Source organism: Mesorhizobium sp. NZP2234 (assembly GCF_013170765.1).
GTDB classification, from domain to species: domain Bacteria; phylum Pseudomonadota; class Alphaproteobacteria; order Rhizobiales; family Rhizobiaceae; genus Mesorhizobium; species Mesorhizobium loti_D.
In genome coordinates this window covers 6,611,863-6,627,639 of record NZ_CP033364.1, presented here as the reverse complement: position 1 = coordinate 6,627,639, position 15,777 = coordinate 6,611,863, and the positions used below count along the sequence as shown (strand labels likewise).

General features: G+C 57.8%; 12 protein-coding genes and 1 pseudogene. 7 read left to right on the top strand and 6 right to left on the bottom strand.

Annotation, left to right across the window (positions count from 1 at the left end; genetic code table 11):
- Positions 1-16: 16 nt before the first annotated feature.
- Positions 17-2,779 (bottom strand): UvrD-helicase domain-containing protein, encoded by a 2,763-nt coding sequence (locus EB230_RS31920; protein WP_246738891.1) that lies wholly within the window; start codon positions 2,777-2,779, stop codon positions 17-19.
- 270 nt (positions 2,780-3,049) lie between these two features.
- Here EB230_RS31920 and EB230_RS31915 point away from each other — a divergent pair, with 270 nt between their 5' ends.
- The 3 genes from EB230_RS31915 to EB230_RS31905 all read left to right on the top strand — a co-directional run bounded on the left by EB230_RS31915 (position 3,050) and on the right by EB230_RS31905 (position 5,624).
- Positions 3,050-3,595, top strand: coding sequence for a DUF6650 family protein (locus EB230_RS31915; RefSeq protein ID WP_006334046.1), 546 nt, complete (start codon positions 3,050-3,052; stop codon positions 3,593-3,595).
- A gap of 71 nt (positions 3,596-3,666) precedes the next feature.
- Complete coding sequence (locus EB230_RS31910; RefSeq protein ID WP_172374886.1) at positions 3,667-4,656, top strand: hypothetical protein; 990 nt, start codon at positions 3,667-3,669, stop codon at positions 4,654-4,656.
- A 167-nt stretch (positions 4,657-4,823) separates the two neighbouring features.
- Positions 4,824-5,624, top strand: coding sequence for a TIGR02391 family protein (locus EB230_RS31905; protein ID WP_006334038.1), 801 nt, complete (start codon positions 4,824-4,826; stop codon positions 5,622-5,624).
- 21 nt (positions 5,625-5,645) lie between these two features.
- On the opposite strand, the gene EB230_RS31900 is transcribed toward EB230_RS31905, so the two are convergent.
- Entirely contained in the window at positions 5,646-7,817 is a 2,172-nt protein-coding gene (locus EB230_RS31900) for a nuclease-related domain-containing protein (RefSeq protein WP_172374884.1), read from the bottom strand.
- Positions 7,818-8,013: 196 nt separating this feature from the next.
- Here EB230_RS31900 and EB230_RS31895 point away from each other — a divergent pair, with 196 nt between their 5' ends.
- Positions 8,014-8,760, top strand: a complete 747-nt coding sequence (locus EB230_RS31895) for a hypothetical protein (protein WP_172374882.1) — start codon at positions 8,014-8,016, stop codon at positions 8,758-8,760.
- Between the two features lie 126 nt (positions 8,761-8,886).
- Here EB230_RS31895 and EB230_RS31890 read toward each other — a convergent pair.
- A protein-coding gene (locus tag EB230_RS31890) for an IS3 family transposase (protein ID WP_246738999.1) occupies positions 8,887-10,040 on the bottom strand; the annotation gives its coding sequence in 2 pieces (ribosomal slippage) (positions 8,887-9,821 and positions 9,821-10,040; 1,155 coding nt in all).
- Between the two features lie 391 nt (positions 10,041-10,431).
- Here EB230_RS31890 and EB230_RS31885 point away from each other — a divergent pair.
- The 3 genes and pseudogenes from EB230_RS31885 to EB230_RS31875 all read left to right on the top strand — a co-directional run.
- Positions 10,432-10,650, top strand: a pseudogene (locus tag EB230_RS31885) (GAF domain-containing protein); the annotation flags it as partial.
- Positions 10,651-11,127: 477 nt separating this feature from the next.
- Positions 11,128-12,237: a histidinol-phosphate transaminase gene (hisC, locus tag EB230_RS31880; RefSeq protein WP_172374880.1), complete on the top strand. Its 1,110-nt coding sequence runs from the start codon at positions 11,128-11,130 to the stop codon at positions 12,235-12,237.
- Between the two features lie 123 nt (positions 12,238-12,360).
- Entirely contained in the window at positions 12,361-13,383 is a 1,023-nt protein-coding gene (locus EB230_RS31875; RefSeq protein ID WP_172374878.1) for an LLM class flavin-dependent oxidoreductase, read from the top strand.
- Positions 13,384-13,640: 257 nt separating this feature from the next.
- On the opposite strand, the gene EB230_RS31870 is transcribed toward EB230_RS31875, so the two are convergent.
- From EB230_RS31870 to EB230_RS31860, 3 genes are read right to left on the bottom strand one after another with little or no spacing between them, the layout of a single operon-like run.
- Positions 13,641-14,411 (bottom strand): PfkB family carbohydrate kinase, encoded by a 771-nt coding sequence (locus EB230_RS31870; protein ID WP_172375234.1) that lies wholly within the window; start codon positions 14,409-14,411, stop codon positions 13,641-13,643.
- On the bottom strand, positions 14,402-15,007 hold the full coding sequence (locus EB230_RS31865) for a thiamine phosphate synthase (protein WP_172374876.1): 606 nt from the start codon (positions 15,005-15,007) through the stop codon (positions 14,402-14,404). Before EB230_RS31865 ends, EB230_RS31870 begins: the two co-directional genes overlap by 10 nt.
- Entirely contained in the window at positions 15,004-15,777 is a 774-nt protein-coding gene (locus EB230_RS31860; RefSeq protein ID WP_172374874.1) for a thiazole synthase, read from the bottom strand. The genes EB230_RS31865 and EB230_RS31860 overlap by 4 nt, the downstream gene beginning before the upstream one ends.

The following is a 15,777-nucleotide window of genomic DNA, read 5'->3' as shown; positions in this document are numbered from 1 at the left end:
CAATGGGTGAAGACGGTTACCGTCTTCGCACTACACTCGTCGGTTCAGTGTGTTTGCAGTCCGGAAACTGATTGCATCCACGAAACATCGATCCGTCTTTGTTGCGCCGCTCCACCAATTGGCCGACGAGGCAGGCCGGGCATTGGCTCAATTCGGCTCCCTCAATCGTCTCGAAGCGGACTTCATCGCCGGCGATCTCGCAAAGCTCGTGGATATAGCGGGATGGCTGACGGCGATTGGTGAGCATATAGACCCCTCGGCTGGCACGCGTCAGCGCCACGTAAAACAGGCGCCGTTCTTCCGCGTAAGCGAAGGTCTCGGGGCGAGGAATCACCAGGTTCAACAGCTCGTCGTCTTCGATGCGGCTTGGTACGCCGTAGTTGCCCTCGCTGACATCGAGCAGCACCGTGTAGTCGGCCTCGAGGCCCTTGGCCCTGTGAAACGACAGCCCGGTCACCTCGATGTTGGCAAAGGACGGCGGCCGCCCCTCGAATGGATCAAGGACGTTGTAGCGCCACAAAACCAGAACCTTGAGCTTGCCGCGCTTTTCGCCGCGCCACCGGTCGGCGATGGTACCCAGAGCGGCATCAAGCCGTTCGAGCAGGCGCTGACATGCCACCGCAAAGTCCGGCTTGTCGCGTTGATCATCGATGGGAATGACACGGATTGATCGCGAGACGGCCGGGCGCGTCGAGCGGACCGACTTCTTGATCTGTTCGGGATTGCGCTGGACAAACTTGGCGGCCGTCTCGGCAATGAGCTGGTTACAGCGATATGTCTGCTCCAGGCGCCCCTGCCAACTGGTCCCGAAGTTCGCTTCGAACCGCGTAAAGATCGTGATGTCCGATCCGGCAAAGCGATAGATCGACTGCCAGTCGTCTCCGACCGCGAACACCTTGCTGAACGCTTTCTGCTGTTTGAGCGCCTTGATGAGGTTAGCGCGCGGCTCGGAAATGTCCTGAAACTCGTCCACGAGAATGAGGGAATAGGGGCTTCGATATCGGCCAGTCTCGACCAGACGCACCGCATCCGCGATCATCGAATCGAAGTCGATCCGCCCGGTTTCCTCAATCTTTCGGGAGTACCCTTGAGTGATCAGCCAGACCGCGCGCGCGAACAGCCTCCCACGCTCCTTGTCATGCAAGGTTTTGGCACGTTCGAGCAGCATGTCGAGCGTGAGGTGACTGGCACGTATGTGCTTCAAGCAGGTGGATATCAGCTGGTGATAGTGCTTGATAACGACCGGATCGAGCGCCTTGGTGATTTCGGCGTAGCTCTTTCGCTCGAAAGGTATTGAGCGACGCGTCAGTTCAGACTCGAGCGTGCTGAGCAGCGTCTCGTCGCTGGCTTGAGCGGAAGTGGTCTCGAAGAAATCGATCTCATTGCGGCGATATGCCTGCCGCTTGTTCTCGGCGTGCTCGGCGTAGTCCGCAAAGGGTGAGCTTCCGTCCGCATCGAGCGCGAAATGCTCATGCACAGTTTCGGTCTGCGGATAGTAGAAATCCGGATGCAGATGGCGGACGCTGCCACCGTCTTCCTCCACCGCAATTTGCCGTTCATATTCGAAGGCGACTGAATGCAGCCAAAGCCAGTTGGCGATCTTCTTCTCCTGCAACGACTTTACGATCACGGCGGACAAGGAAGCGATCGTGGCGCTACCCTTTCTAAGGGTGTCCGATACGTAGCGCTGATAGTCGGCCTCCCCGCCAAATACCTCAATCGGGATGTCGGCTTTGGGATGCACGACGAGAAGCTCGGCCCACATCCGGGCAAATTCCGGATCGCTCTCGACAAGGTTCTGGATTATCGCCTCGATGACCCTGGTTTCGCCAGCGGGATGATCCACCCAATTGGCGAGCTGCGGTGGCCGACCCTCGACCTCCTCAATGATTCCGCGCCCGAGCGCATGAAATGTCGTGACGCGACACTCCAAGGCGTCCTCCGCGACCTGCAACTGAGCCGCGATCCTCGTCCTGAGTTCATCGGCTGCGTTTCTGTTGAAGGCCAGGAGCAGGATCTCGTCGGGCCGATAGAGTTGTTTCTCCAGGACGTAGGCGACCTTGCCGACCATCGTCGCGGATTTGCCGGATCCTGCCGAGGCCACCAGGAGGTTGTTGTCCTCAAGGCGGATACAAGCCTCGCGCTGCTGATCGGAAAACGATCGCCGGTCGAGATCTTCGAAAAACGGCTGGAACCTCGTCAGTTCCGAGCTGACGAACGCCTCGTTGTAGGCATGGCGAACGGCCGGGTCCGTTATCATAGCGAACGAGGCCGGAAGGGAGGCCTTAAGTCCTACCGGCATCATGTCTGGGTTTAGAAGCGGGTGAGAGAGGGCGGCCGCTGCGGCGCCGGGGACGCCGGCAACAGCCCTGCCCAGATCGGCCTGTGCAAGATACTGTCTGTTGCCTTCGGTAAGCTCGCGAAGCCTTTCGTCGACATCGAGCAGGCGATCCTTCTCGGTGGCGATAAGCCCAAACAGGTGAGTGTTGATGAAGGCATGAAGGTCTGCGGCCAGTTGTGTGGCCGCGTCACCCGACAATGCCGAAAGGGTGCCTGTTCTGCCACGAGCTCGTATCTCGACGGTGTGCCACAGAAGCGCCTTGCTGGTCGAAATCGACACGATATCAAGGCAGCTAAGCTCCACCTCGCCATCTTGAGCCAGCCGGAAATGTCCTGAGATTTTCGGGTCAAGGGTCAGCTTCCATTTTCCCGCGGGAAACATCCGCGCAAAGAAACCTGGGCGATAGGTCCGCGAGCGGCCAGATAGCAATTTGGTCAAGGCCACATTCAATACGCCCGCTAAACAAGAGGTCTTGGAGGGCGAATATCAGCAACAGATTGAAATGTTCCAAATCATCGTGGAGGGCATTGCTCGGGCCGCAATGTAGGTCGTGGCTCTCTTTCGTCTCCTCTCACAGGAAACAGCGCAAGCGCGTCGGCGCGTCAACGATCTCATTAGATGGTTGCGGCGAGTTACGCCGTGCCAACCGCCGGGCTTTCCTTTTACATCCTACCGCGCCAATGATGAGAACTGGAGTGGGGGTAGTAGATGGCAATCGTTCGGCGAAGCTTCGATGCCATTCGAAGCAGGCTCACCGGCATCGGGTTCCTAAGTATTAGCGCGAGCTGGAATCCGCCAGTCGCACAACGGACGGTGATCTTGCGGCTGTTCAATTTCTTAGAGAATCGGCGTGTGCTCTACGTGCCGATGCATTTCGAGGTTCCGGACCAAGTAGATCAGTCGGTGATTCAGATTCGCAATGAGCTCACGCAAATCTTGAACGACCTTCCCGAGCATTCGCCAGCTGCACGCCGTGTCCGGCATCTGCGCACAGCCTCCCGGCGTTTTCTGGAGGATGCGCTGCCGGACTACCGAAACATCGCCTATCGCCTGCGCAACGACGTCGATAGTGGATCATCGATCCGGTGGCATGATCATGGCTACCGCCCGTTGACGCCCGGCTATTTCGTGGCGTTAGGGGAGTTGCGGGCAATCTTCGGATTGCAGCTTTCGGCGCTCGCCGCCGAATTCGAGATAGACGTGGAGGAAGACCTTGCATCGATCTTCCCCGTGGCTATCGAGCGCCATGATTGAATCGGTAGCGCTATAAGTCTAACGCCACGCTGACATGTGAGTGCGGATAAACGTCAAGGCTGGGGGACTATGTGATCGAACGTAGGGGCAAGGATTCAACCGGCGAATGGCCAACTATCGCCGAAAAGCATTGGTATGTGCTGTCGATCGTCAGTGCGACGTTCACGGCCGTAGCTATCGTAATCGCTTTTCTGTTCATTTTCAGTGACGGCTTCGATGGCGAGCATGATACCCGCTTGGCCCAAGCGCTCGCCCCCTTCGGTGTTGCACTGTTCGCGCTCGTAACTTTCTGCACGGTTAGCTGGCGGGGTTCCATTAGCGTTAGGCATGCCAATCAAGCTGAGAACGAAGGGCGCGCAAAACTGCTTCAGGAGGGAGCTAAACTTTTGAGCGAGCCAAGCAAACCATCCCATGTGTCTGCCGGTGTCGCTACTCTAAGTGTGCTCATTCATAGCGGGCAAGGGGACTACGCGCGGAGCGCAATGAATCTGCTCGCTGATTTTGTCGAAGATCACATGCGTAACTATCACGGCAACCGGCATCGAGAAGAGATTTCCGGCGTCATGCGGTCGGGAGACGAGGCCGGTTTTAATACCGGCCGAAGCATCACCTTCTACGTTGCAGAGCCAGAACAGGATTACCACTACGACGATGATCCTGTATACTGGCACTACATTCCAGGGTTTGCCTCAGTAAGATATTTCGGAGGGGAATTTCCCTTCGATGACGAATACGAAATTGATAGATTGGAAAATGCATCGTTTAACGGCGTAACAATAGTGGGATGGAAGCGCGTAACGGTTGACGGTCGATTTGAGAGATCCATGTTCAAGAACTGCGGTATCACTCGTGTCGACTCGATTGATTCAGTTAATTTTCATGCGAATTATAAATATGCTTTTGAGAAATGTGATTTTTCGAATTGCATATTCGCGGATGAGAAGATCCTCGCGGTGGATTTTCGAGAGGGCGAAAATTACTTTCGGGCTGATGCCCCTCCTACACTCGCTGGCGGAACTGCGGCAATCGACTGGGCTGCGTTACTGAATCGGAGAGGATGACTGAACGTCATAAATCAATAACCTCCCTTTTGGGCCTTTCAGCTTCAGGTCCTGAGGCTTGGCGGTTGTCCGCTTCGAACCAGTCGCCGCTTGGCTATCGAGGGATTCTACATGCTCTGTGACAATTTGGGGCTGATACGCTACCACGTCAGAACACAGGGGTTGTTATGGCTTCGTTTTCCCAAGAACAGCTGCAGGCAATTGCGGATGCACTCGCGGATACGTCGGAGGGATTGAGAGGCCCCGAAATTGGTCGCCTTCTGACGAGCTGTCGTATCAAGGATACCGATCCCGCCATCACGAAAAGACATCGCCTCTACAACGCCTTCGCCCATGAGCAGAATACGCGCCGCGATCGCACTCGCATCATTGGGTTCATCCGGAAGGCCATGAAGCCGGCGCGGTTTGTCCGCGAGCCTGAACGCTTCGAACCAATGCGTGCGAACCTCAACCGGGCGCTCGCGTTCACGGGGCTTTCGGTCGCCGCTTCTGGCGAGCTATCGAAGGCAGAAAAGGTCGAGACGCTCGGGCAGGCAGAGCGGCGAGCGCGAGAGCTGCGCGAAGACCTCGCTTCACGAGGCGTGCATCCGGACGTAATGAAGTTCTGTCGGCAAGAACTGCTGCAGGACAACTATTTCCACGCTGTGCTCGAAGCGGTGAAAAGCATCGCCGCCAAGGTGCGGTTCCGCACCGGGCTCGATGACGACGGCGCCGTGCTCGTCGACAGGGCGTTCTCGGGGACACCTCCGATGCTGGCAATCAATGCCCTCGCTACGAAAAGCGAGCAGGACGAGCAGAAGGGCTTCGGTAATCTCCTGAAAGGGACGTTCGGGATGTTCCGCAATCCCACCGCACACGAGGCGCGAATAAACTGGGCGATGTCAAAGGAAGACGCCGAAGACTTGCTGTCGCTTGTTTCGTTGATTCACCGTCGCCTGGACGCTGCCAGCATGCCTCCGCGGAGCTGATTGAAGGCGGTTGGCCTCTCCCTATTCGCCTAAGTCCGGGCGCCGCTTTCGACGTTCGCGCCACGCGCGATCTTCTCTTCGTAGGAGTGACTGTTTATGCCTTGCACGCACGTTCTTAACCGCGCGTCCGACCTTGGCGATATCGGCCCGCAGCCGATCTGGGGAAGCGCCCAAAGTCTCAGCTATGGATTCCGCCGTGGTGTTTTCCCGCATGAATTCGCGAGAAACCACCGCCATCTCGGGTCCAACGGGAAATATGCTGCGATGGATGTCGATGTGGTTACCCACGATTTCCAATTGGAAGGGGTTGTCCAAAGCCCGGATGAAACGATCCGGCGTCGGCTGATCCCCGAGCCATAAATCGTAGAGAGCGGATCGATGCAGCAAAGTCACATCATCGGTGACGTGGTGTGCCGTCTTTGCGTGCACATACCTGTCCTGGAAGAACCTCGTAACAGCAGACCAGTCCGTGAAGTAGACGCCATCCTGCAACCCTGGCAAAGAAAAAGGCAGCGAATTTAGTATGCAAGGGACGACCTCCTTGTTCGCAGCCTCAGGGCCAAATTCCTCGGTTAGGATATCTGGATATTGCCGAAGCGCGTCTGCTTGGCGCTGCAGTTGGCGCGCGTTGGAGCGGTTTTCGAGCGCGAAGTAATACGCCTGTGCGGGGTTTCGGCCCGAGAGGCTGCGATTCTTACACTCAAACAGAAAAACACGGTCGCCCCAGACAAGAACGGCATCGAATTCATATACCTCTGCCTCGCGTTTGACCTTAAAGCCCCGGCAATCCATTTCGCGGTCAGTGAAAAACTTGCGTACGCTGGTCTCGAAAGCGGCTCCCTTTCGTGACAGCTGCTCGCGGAGTCTGGAGAGGTTTGAGAGGACGACGCTGACAATATGGGTTGCGAGAACGGCCGGAGCGAAGAGAATAAGCTTGCCGCTAGAGGTCCTTACCAGCGGGCAGTCATACATATCGCGGCTGGTCCGTCCCAAAGACACATGCCCGAGAAAGATCCGTGTCGCCTCCGCAGAGAGCCCCACCTGCTGCAATCTGGCGGACAGCTCGGCCTCTTCGATAAGGATTACGCCAGCAGGGCTACTGTCGAAGCGCTCCTCCGCCAGGCCTTTCAGGAATGCGTAGCCACGCAGCCATTCGACCAAGCGGAGTTTGCCCGGCCGAGCAAGATCCTCGACCACCGCGTAGCCTAATATTGCGGACAACGATACGGCCGAATGAGCCTCCTCGGCCGACACGTAAGCATCCGGAAGCAGAGGAGCAGGGCCGGCGATGCCGCGTAATCCCTGACGCATTCGCGTTTCAAAGGACATCTCCAGGAATGTCTGCACCAGACGGTCCTGCAGCCGTTCGTTGGCGATGAAATCCCACAGCCACGTTTCCGTCGGGCCTGTGTCGATTACGCGCTGAATATTGTCGGGCAGCCCCTTTGGACGGGCCTCGCCCGTCAGTTCGGTCCACTCCGTCTCTAGAAATCTGCGGTGTTCCTCCGTGCGTTCCCACCGACCCCAGCAGATACCAAGGACTTCGGTGGAGCCCGCCTTGTAGATGGTTTCCTCATCCGCAGGTTCGAAATCTGGCACGACGAGCAGGCCATTCTTGTCGAACCAATCGTTGGTATACCCTTCCATCAACAGGGTGCTGGTCAGAGTCTTGACGATCGCGTCGGAGGCTGCATCAGGCGAAAAGTCGTTGCCATCGTCGTCCTTCAGGAGAACGCCTGCCATGGCCTCAAGGGTTTCTCCCTGGCGTATGGCTGCAGCGGCGCGCTTATTTACGTCCTTATACTGAGCGTTTGCGCGCTGTAGGTAGGCGGCTACCCTTACGTCTGGCAGCAACTTCGATACCTCAGCGCGAGCGAGCAATGTGAGAATGCCACGATAGCCATCCTCGATCGTCCGAAACGTCGCGCGGACGCTCTCAAAGCAAGACAGCGCGTCGTCTCCCAAGCGTTCCTTGAGATATGCGGCCAGTCCGTCGAGCAGCTGGTCTCGTAGCTTCTCGCGTTTCGGGTCTGGATATCTGAGAACTAACCGCCCGCATCGCCTTACGTGGCCCAGCAGTTCACCGGCGAGCGCTTCATCGAACTCGATCGCGTCCAGGTGAGTCTTAAGCTTTTGCCACGACAAGTCGTCGAGGGCGTCTTTGATCTCGCCTTCGCTAAGTTGCTTTTCCATGTGACTTATCTGCGGCTTGAATGCGCCGGCGTCCTTTTCAACCAAATGGGCTGCAATCTCTGAGCGCAGATCTGGTGTTTTCGCAAGGGCACGTGCGACATTCAGTTGAGAACTCTACACGGCTCACCGTGAAAATTATTGGTTTAGCTACTGAATGAGCCGATTAGAGTGCCAAGCGGGCTCTTGGGAATCTGTCATGATCATCGACCAGAAGCATGCCATCTCTTGGTCCCTCGTCGAGCGCGGCGCCGACGGCCGGAAAGTGATGACGGATCCCGCAATCACAAAACCATTCCTCTATCACATGCTGGAATGGCGTTACGCCAAGCTGATTTTCGAAATAAACAAACTGCGGCTCTCGCCCGTTCGATGTTGGCAGGACCCCTATGAGCGGTGGTGGTGCGATCGTCTGTTCAATCGCCCCGGTCCCTTGTCGGGGTTTCAATCGTACGGCTCGTGTTGGACCACAGGTGCACATGACGAACCGCGTTGGCGAATGGCAGGCTTTGGTCCCGAAAAAGAAACTCCTGTTGTCCGTATCCGCTGTCGTGTGGACGCGATGGTGAACGCGGCAAAAGCCCTCATCGAGAACAGCGCCGACTCCGCTTTTCTAGGCCGCGTCCAGTATCGTGGCGAGAGAACTCTTGTTCGTCTGGCTCAGTCGATCGCAGAAGGATCGAAGAAAGAAGTTACCCGGATGGCCGCGACCATGCTGTTGCACAAGCGGCGGGCCTTCAAGTTCGAAGACGAAGTGAGACTCCTTTGGCTGGACAAGCAGGCATTGAGAGAGGGTGTCTATATCGTCATCGAGGCGAAGACGTTCATCAATCAAGTGATGATTACACCTCATGCAACCCCCACTGAAACGGCGAACATCCAACGGGAGATGAAGCTTTTTGGCGTATCTTGCCTCGCGTCTGGCGTGTTGAAGTCGCCGCGTTAGGTCGGTCTGCGAATCCACAAGTGGCGACCACCTAACTTTTAAGGCCCGCGTTCAATACGGCATGTCGATCACGGCGCCCGGCTCCCGGTCAGCCAATCCCCAAAACCGCTGACCTTGCCCCAGTTTCTATCCAGTTTTGAGTTCGTTTCCGGCGTGGGTTGTGCCCTGCTGGGCGGGTGATGCGACGGGCGCTGGCGCGGAGCCTTTGGCATAGCGCAGCGCGAGCGACCGTCGCGGATTGAAGGTGCTGGCGAACTCGGCCGGTGTCTGCCAGGCGATTTGGGAGTGCGGCCGCGCGGTGTTGTAGTCGGCGCGCCACAGGGCGATGGCTACGCGCGCCTGAGCCAGCGAGGTAAACAGCGTCTCGTTGAGCAGTTCATCGCGCAGTCGGCCGTTGAAGCTCTCGATGAAGCCATTCTGCATCGGCTTGCCGGGCGCAATGTAATGCCATTCGACGCGGCTCTGATCCGCCCATGAGAGGATGGCGTTCGAGGTGAACTCGCTGCCATTGACGATCATCCTCGGCCGGCCGCGCTCGGTAATGAGCCGGTCCAATTCGCGGGCAACCCGCATGCCCGAGAGAGACGTATCAACGATGAGTGCCAAGCACTCTCTCGTGCAGTCGTCGACGACGGCCATGATGCGGAAGCGGCGCCCGTCGGTGAGCTGGTCCGACACGAAGTCGAGCGACCAGCGCTCGTCGGGCCTCAGCGGCACCCGCATCGGCGCCCTGGTCCCGATCGCCCGTTTGCGGCCGCCACGGCGGCGAACGGCGAGCTTCTCCTCCCGATAGAGCCGGAACAGCTTCTTGTGGTTCACGACCAGGCCCTCCCGCCTCAGCATCACGAGAAGACGCCGGTAGCCGAACCGGCGACGCTCCTGCGCGATCGCCTTCATCCGCTCGCGAACCTCGCGGTCGTCCGGCCTGCTGGTCTCGTAGCGAACCGTCATGCGGCAACAGCCGATGGCTTTACACGCCCGCCGTTCGCTCATCCCGAAGCCTTCCTTCAGGCGAGTGACAGCTTTCCGCTTGGCCGCGGGCGTCACCATTTCTTTCCCACAAGATCCTTCAACGCGGCATTGTCGAGCATGGCGTCGGCCAGAAGCCGCTTCAGCCGCGTGTTCTCGTCCTCCAGTGCCTTCAGTCGCCGAGCCTCGGAGATATCCATCCCGCCGAAACGGGCCTTCCAGTTGTAGATCGAGGCGTCGCTGACCCCGTGCTTGCGGCACAGATCGGCAACCGATACCCCGGCCTCGTGTTCCTTCAAAATTCCGATGATCTGCTCTTCAGAGTTTCATGTCCTGGTCCTCTCGATGGGCCAGAACGAACTTCAAACCGGATTAGATCAGAGGGGCAAGGTCACCCGGGCCATCAGCACCGGCACCGCGGCGACGCCGGGGCAGACATTCTGCCGTTCGACATCATCTACCGGAGCTATATGAAACTGATGGAATTCTATCATGAGCGCAGAGTTTCCTTTCGCGAATGAAAGAAAGCTCGATTGACTCTCCCGCCCCATTCCCGTCTCGTGAATCAACGTGCGGTTGCGGCGTGCAGAGCCAGTCGACGATCGCGCTTCATGAAAGGAAACCCATGGCAAGGCATCGCACCGCTGTGCACTCGACTACGTTGCAGCGCCCCGACTTACGGCCAGGGCTTTTTTCGCGCTTGCTTTCAACGCCGCCGACAAGGACGTACTCGGGGCGTCCGACAACATGAAAGTGTCGTTCATCGGCGTACCCGTTCGCGTCGATGCGAACGTCGTGGGCACGCCGACCATCGACCGCATCCTGGACAACAAATCAGGTTCCCTCCTCGATTACGACCTCCGCCTCCTCACCACAATCGCCAATCTGCTTGGGCAGACAGTGAAGCTGCATCGCATGTTCCTGGCAGCGGGAGCGTCAATCGGCAGAAACGACTTTGACTGCTGCCACGGACAGTGTTTTTCCGCGGCGCCGTGGAAGAGCGGACCGGGCAACAAGGTGCTGCAACTGGGGCCGATGATGCCAGACAGGCTGGCCACGCGGCCGACTGAGGCTGCTCCTTCGGCCGCCGCTACGGTCCCGTCCGTCCTCAGCGACCAGGCACCGCTGGCGCCTGCCAGCGCAGCCTCTTTAAAGGTACGAGGCCGACCGAGGCAAATATCAGGGACAAATCAAGCATTGGTGGTTGGCGGAGCCTTGGCCCGATGACGAGTGGATGCGGACCTGAGGGTCGGGCCAATCCGACCCGGGAGGACAGCCCGCCCGACCTCACGGGATCAATGTGCTGACAACGGCGGTGAGAACGAACCGTCGGTCGGCCATCTGCTCTAGACCATCAGTTCATCCCGGATTCCCTCTGCGACTGAAACGGAGAAAAACATGTCCGATGCAAAACTTCAGAGTGTGCTTTCGTCTCTTTCGCAAGTGGCGAGACAGTTAGATGCTCTGCCATCCGATACACCAGCGCCGGATTCAAGTTGGGTAAAACTAAACACGAATGAAAACCCCTTCCCGCTTCCGGCAATCATAATGCAAAGTGCGATTGCAGCTCTCGAACGGCAGTATCTATATCCAGAAGACGATAACATCAGCTTGAGGGAAGCAGCCGCGAACGCCTACAACGTCTCCCTGGATCAGGTGATCGCCGGCAACGGATCGTCTGAACTGCTTGGACTTGTCTACAGAGCATTCCTTGCCCCGGGGGATAGCGTGGCGATGATGTCGCCAGGCTTTTCGTTCAACCGCAAACTTGCAACGTTGCAGGGTGCTCAATTTGTCGAAATCGAATTTAGCGAAGATAATTCCTTGCCGATGGAGCAATTGCTCTTCGGTCCTGCAAAGGACGCCAAGTTCATTCTGTTAGCCAATCCGAACAATCCGACTGGAACGTTCGTTCCGGTGGCCGATATCGAACGCCTGGTAGCGAAATCGGACCGCTTGATTGTGCTGGATGAGGCCTACGTCGACTTTGCACCCGAGAATGGTCTACGCCTCATCAATCGCTATTCGAACCTTCTGGTCTTAAGGACATTTTCGAAAAGCTATGCTGCCGCCGGCGTTCGCGTCGGTTTCGGTTTCGGTCACCCTGAAATTATCGGCAGGCTACGCAACATCCAGAACGTCTTCAACATGAATGTGATCGGGCAGGCGGTTGGTATCAGCGTCCTTGCGCACCGCGCCGCCTATGCAGACAACCACAGACACATCAGGCATGAACGACGGCGAGTGACGCTCGCGCTGTCGCAACTTGGATTTTCCGTAATCCCTTCCCACGCAAACTTCTTGCTTGCCCGCGTGCCAACGGGACAGGACGGCTCATGGTGGCAATCAGCCTTTGCAAGGCAAAAAATACTTGTTGCCGTCTTTCCCGATAAAGGTTTGGAAAATTACATCCGCGTCAGCATCGGTACAAAAGAGCAAATGGATGCGTTTCTTCGTGCCGCTAGTCGTATTAGTAGAATATTGAATATGTCAAGGCCCCCGAATTAGGTTGTTAAGGCTCTGCTTTAGCATTTCGCAGGCAATAATCCGAGCGATTACACAAGCGAGAAACCTTTAAATTGCTTGGAATACGCAAGCAGGACTTGTTGCGTCAAAAATGGAGACAATATCATGGATAAGGCCTTTCCTTCAGGCCTAGCTGTCGGAATCTTCGATCATCTGGACGAGGACGGCCCCGATATCGCCCGACAGTACGAAGATCGCCTGATGTTAGCGGAGGCGTGCGATCACCTTGGGTTCTATGCATATCATCTCGCAGAGCACCATTGTACCCCACATGGGAGAGGTCCCTCACCGAATCTGTTCTTGTCGAGCGTAGCCCAGCGAACCCGGCGCCTTCGTGTCGGACCTTTGGTAATGTTGCTTGCCCTCTATCATCCGCTACGTGCGTTCGAAGAGATCTGTATGCTGGACCAATTGAGCGGTGGCAGGCTCGAACTTGGGATAGGGCGTGGCTCGCTCCCGATCGAATTGGGTTACTTCGGGATTGGCTCGGACGTGGCGCCAAACCACTATGCGGAAGCCAGCGAAATTCTTATCAATGCGCTGAAGGGCGGCACGCTATCGTATCAAGGTCGCCACTTTGAGTTGAACAGCGTTCCGCTGACGCTAAGAACTCATCAGCGTCCACATCCGCCGACTTGGATCGCCACCAATCGACCGGAATCGGCAGTCTGGGCCGCTGCGAATGGCATGAACATCGCGTGCGTGGGACCTTCCTCTTCCGTTAGAAGAATCACTGATGCCTTCCGTCGAGAGCACACAAGTGAGGCGGACGACCAAACGCCATTTCTTGGATTGCTCCGAATGGTCGTGATTGGGCGTTCTGAAACCGATGCACGTTCACTCGCCGCACCTGCTTACGAACGGTGGCTCAAGAGCTTTAAATTCCTTTATGATCTCAATGGCATGCCGACTCCACCAAACCTGCCACTGACCTTCGATGCAGCAATCGAGAAGGAATTGTGCGTAGTAGGAACGGCAGCATCTGCGGGACAAGCTCTTCTTGATCAGCTGGAAGCGGCGGGTGCAAACTACCTCCTTTGTCAACCGGCGTTTGGGAATCTGTCGTTAGATGCTTCCCTATATACCGCAACGGCGATTCAATCCGCAATTATGGCTCGAGTTGGCTAACCCCGGTTCGAACGTTCGCTCACCCAACAACGTGCCAAGCGGCATGCTGTCGCTAGCGACGACTAGGTGCGGGTTTCGGATGACCCATCAACCGGTTGGCACAGAGGCATGCAGCTCCTCCTCGAAGCGGCGTGTTGTTCATAGGCGAAAGCGACCGTGTATGCCGCATTCTCACCCCGATAGGGTCTTCATGTCCTAGGAGTAGACCCACGATCGCCTGCCAGACTTGATCGGAGCGTTGGATACGTTCGGGCCGATCAGCTTATCGGCCCGATATCCTTCGATCCGGCAAGCGCATCGAAAACATGTTGCTTGGCTTGGCGCACGCTCGCTTCCAGCGACGCTCCAAGAGCAAGCGAGGCGGCGACTGCGCTGGCCATCATGCAACCCGTTCCGCGCATCTCTCGCGGCAAGCGGGGCGCCTCAAACCGAACTGCAGGTTGGTTCGGCTGCAAAAGCACGTCGACGCAACGGGTTCCTTGTGCATGGCCGCCCTTGACGAGTACGGCGGTCCTCACCGTCCTCGATAGCTCTTCAGCCTGACGCCAAGCCCCTTCTTCGTCCGCGGCCGGTGACGAGCCGGTAAACGCAGCCAGCTCGACCAGGTTAGGCGTTACAAGCCGGCAGATCGGCATCAGATCTTGGCGCAGCATATTAATGGCATCGTCCGCCAGCAGATTGCGTCCCGAGGTAGAGGCCAGGACCGGGTCGAGTACCACAGGCACTTGGCGGTTGACCAAAACAGCGCCGACTGCCTCAACACCCGCCGATGTCCCAATCATGCCTATCTTGACGGCCGCGACAGCGTTGGCAGCGAACGCGGCGCGCATCTGAGCAGCGACAAGCTCCGACGGCACAAGCTTGACGTGCTCGACAGCCGAGTGCGTCTGGACTGTCACGGCGGTGATGGCAAGACAACTGCGCAGCCCGAAGGCGGAAACCGTTTCTATATCGCGGGCAATTCCAGCTCCACCGCTGGAGTCCGACCCGCCAACGACAAGCACATGCGGTTCTCGCCTCAGCGCCATCGCTCCGTCTTTTCGATCCATTCTCGTGTGCGCGCTTCGGGATCGGCATTCAGCGTGATGTCGGTGACCACTGCCGCGCTGTCGGCGTCAGCCGCGAAAACACCGTCGAGCCTGTCAGGGTTGAGACCGCCAATGGCGACCAATGGGATTGGCGCTACCCGATGCTTCCATTCTCTGATCCGTTCGAGTCCTTGCGGCGCCCATTTCATCTTCTTCAGGATGGTCGGGTAGATGGGCCCAAGCGCGATATAGTCAGGCTCGGCGGCCATCGCCGTTTCCAGTTCGACACCATCATGCGTGCTCAGTCCGAGCCTCACGCCAGCTGCCCGTATCCGCGAACGGTCCGCGGTTTGCATATCCTCCTGACCGAGATGAACGAAGTCGCAGCCTTCCTCGATGGCCAGTCGCCAGTAGTCATTGATGATGAGCTGGCACCGGTATCGAGCGCACAAGGCCTTCGCTGTGCGGATCTCAGCGCGCAATCCGGCTTCGTCCATGGTCTTGACGCGAAGCTGCACCAGCTTGACGCCGAGCGGCACCAGCCGCTCGATCCAGGCTGCACTATCGACGATCAGATAGAAGGGATCGAGCTTCATGAAAAAACTGCCCTGCCGATCGTCGGCGTCGATGGCACGGCGACGTCGCGCGGTTCGAGCATTCCCGAACCGAAAGCCTCACGACCGGCCTCGACCGCCTTGCCGAAAGCTCGCGCCATGCCGACCGGATCGGCCGCCTTGGCGACCGCCGTGTTCAGGAGCACGGCGTCAAAGCCGAGTTCCATGACGGTCGCCGCATGCGAAGGCCTGCCAAGACCTGCATCCACAATCAGTGGGACATCGGGGAAATGTCCGCGCATCGAGCGCAGCGCCGTAATGTTGACCGGGCCGAGGGCCGAACCGATCGGCGCGCACCATGGCATCAAGACCTTGCAGCCCGCTTCCAGCAGCCGCTCGGCCACGACAAGGTCGTCGGTGGTATAGGGAAATACCGCAAAGCCGTCCTCGCACAGTATGCGCGCCGCTTCGACCAGCCCGAACACATCCGGCTGCAGCGTGTCGTGGTTGCCGATCACTTCGAGCTTGATCCAGCTCGTGCCAAACACTTCGCGCGCCATTTTCGCGGTCGTGACCGCTTCCTTGACGGAGTGGCAGCCGGCCGTGTTGGGAAGGATTCTCGTGCCGAGCGAGCCGATCAGCGACCAGAATTTTTCGCCAGCCCTGCCGCCGGCCATCTCACGCCGCAAGGAGACGGTCACGATAGACGTGCCCGACGCCTTGACCGCATCGGCAAGGATGGCCGGTGAAGGATATTGAGCCGTACCGAGAAGCAGCCGCGAAGGAAGCGTCGTTCCGAAAAGTTCGAACAT

Coding starts and splice junctions, on each gene's coding strand:
- EB230_RS31915 (WP_006334046.1), top strand. CDS start 3,050: ATGGCAATCGTTCGGCGAAGCTTCGATGCCATTCGAAGCAGGCTCACC.
- EB230_RS31905 (WP_006334038.1), top strand. CDS start 4,824: ATGGCTTCGTTTTCCCAAGAACAGCTGCAGGCAATTGCGGATGCACTC.
- EB230_RS31900 (WP_172374884.1), bottom strand. CDS start 7,817: ATGGAAAAGCAACTTAGCGAAGGCGAGATCAAAGACGCCCTCGACGAC.
- EB230_RS31895 (WP_172374882.1), top strand. CDS start 8,014: ATGATCATCGACCAGAAGCATGCCATCTCTTGGTCCCTCGTCGAGCGC.
- hisC (WP_172374880.1), top strand. CDS start 11,128: ATGTCCGATGCAAAACTTCAGAGTGTGCTTTCGTCTCTTTCGCAAGTG.
- EB230_RS31875 (WP_172374878.1), top strand. CDS start 12,361: ATGGATAAGGCCTTTCCTTCAGGCCTAGCTGTCGGAATCTTCGATCAT.
- EB230_RS31870 (WP_172375234.1), bottom strand. CDS start 14,411: ATGGCGCTGAGGCGAGAACCGCATGTGCTTGTCGTTGGCGGGTCGGAC.
- EB230_RS31865 (WP_172374876.1), bottom strand. CDS start 15,007: ATGAAGCTCGATCCCTTCTATCTGATCGTCGATAGTGCAGCCTGGATC.
- EB230_RS31860 (WP_172374874.1), bottom strand. CDS start 15,777: ATGTTCGAACTTTTCGGAACGACGCTTCCTTCGCGGCTGCTTCTCGGT.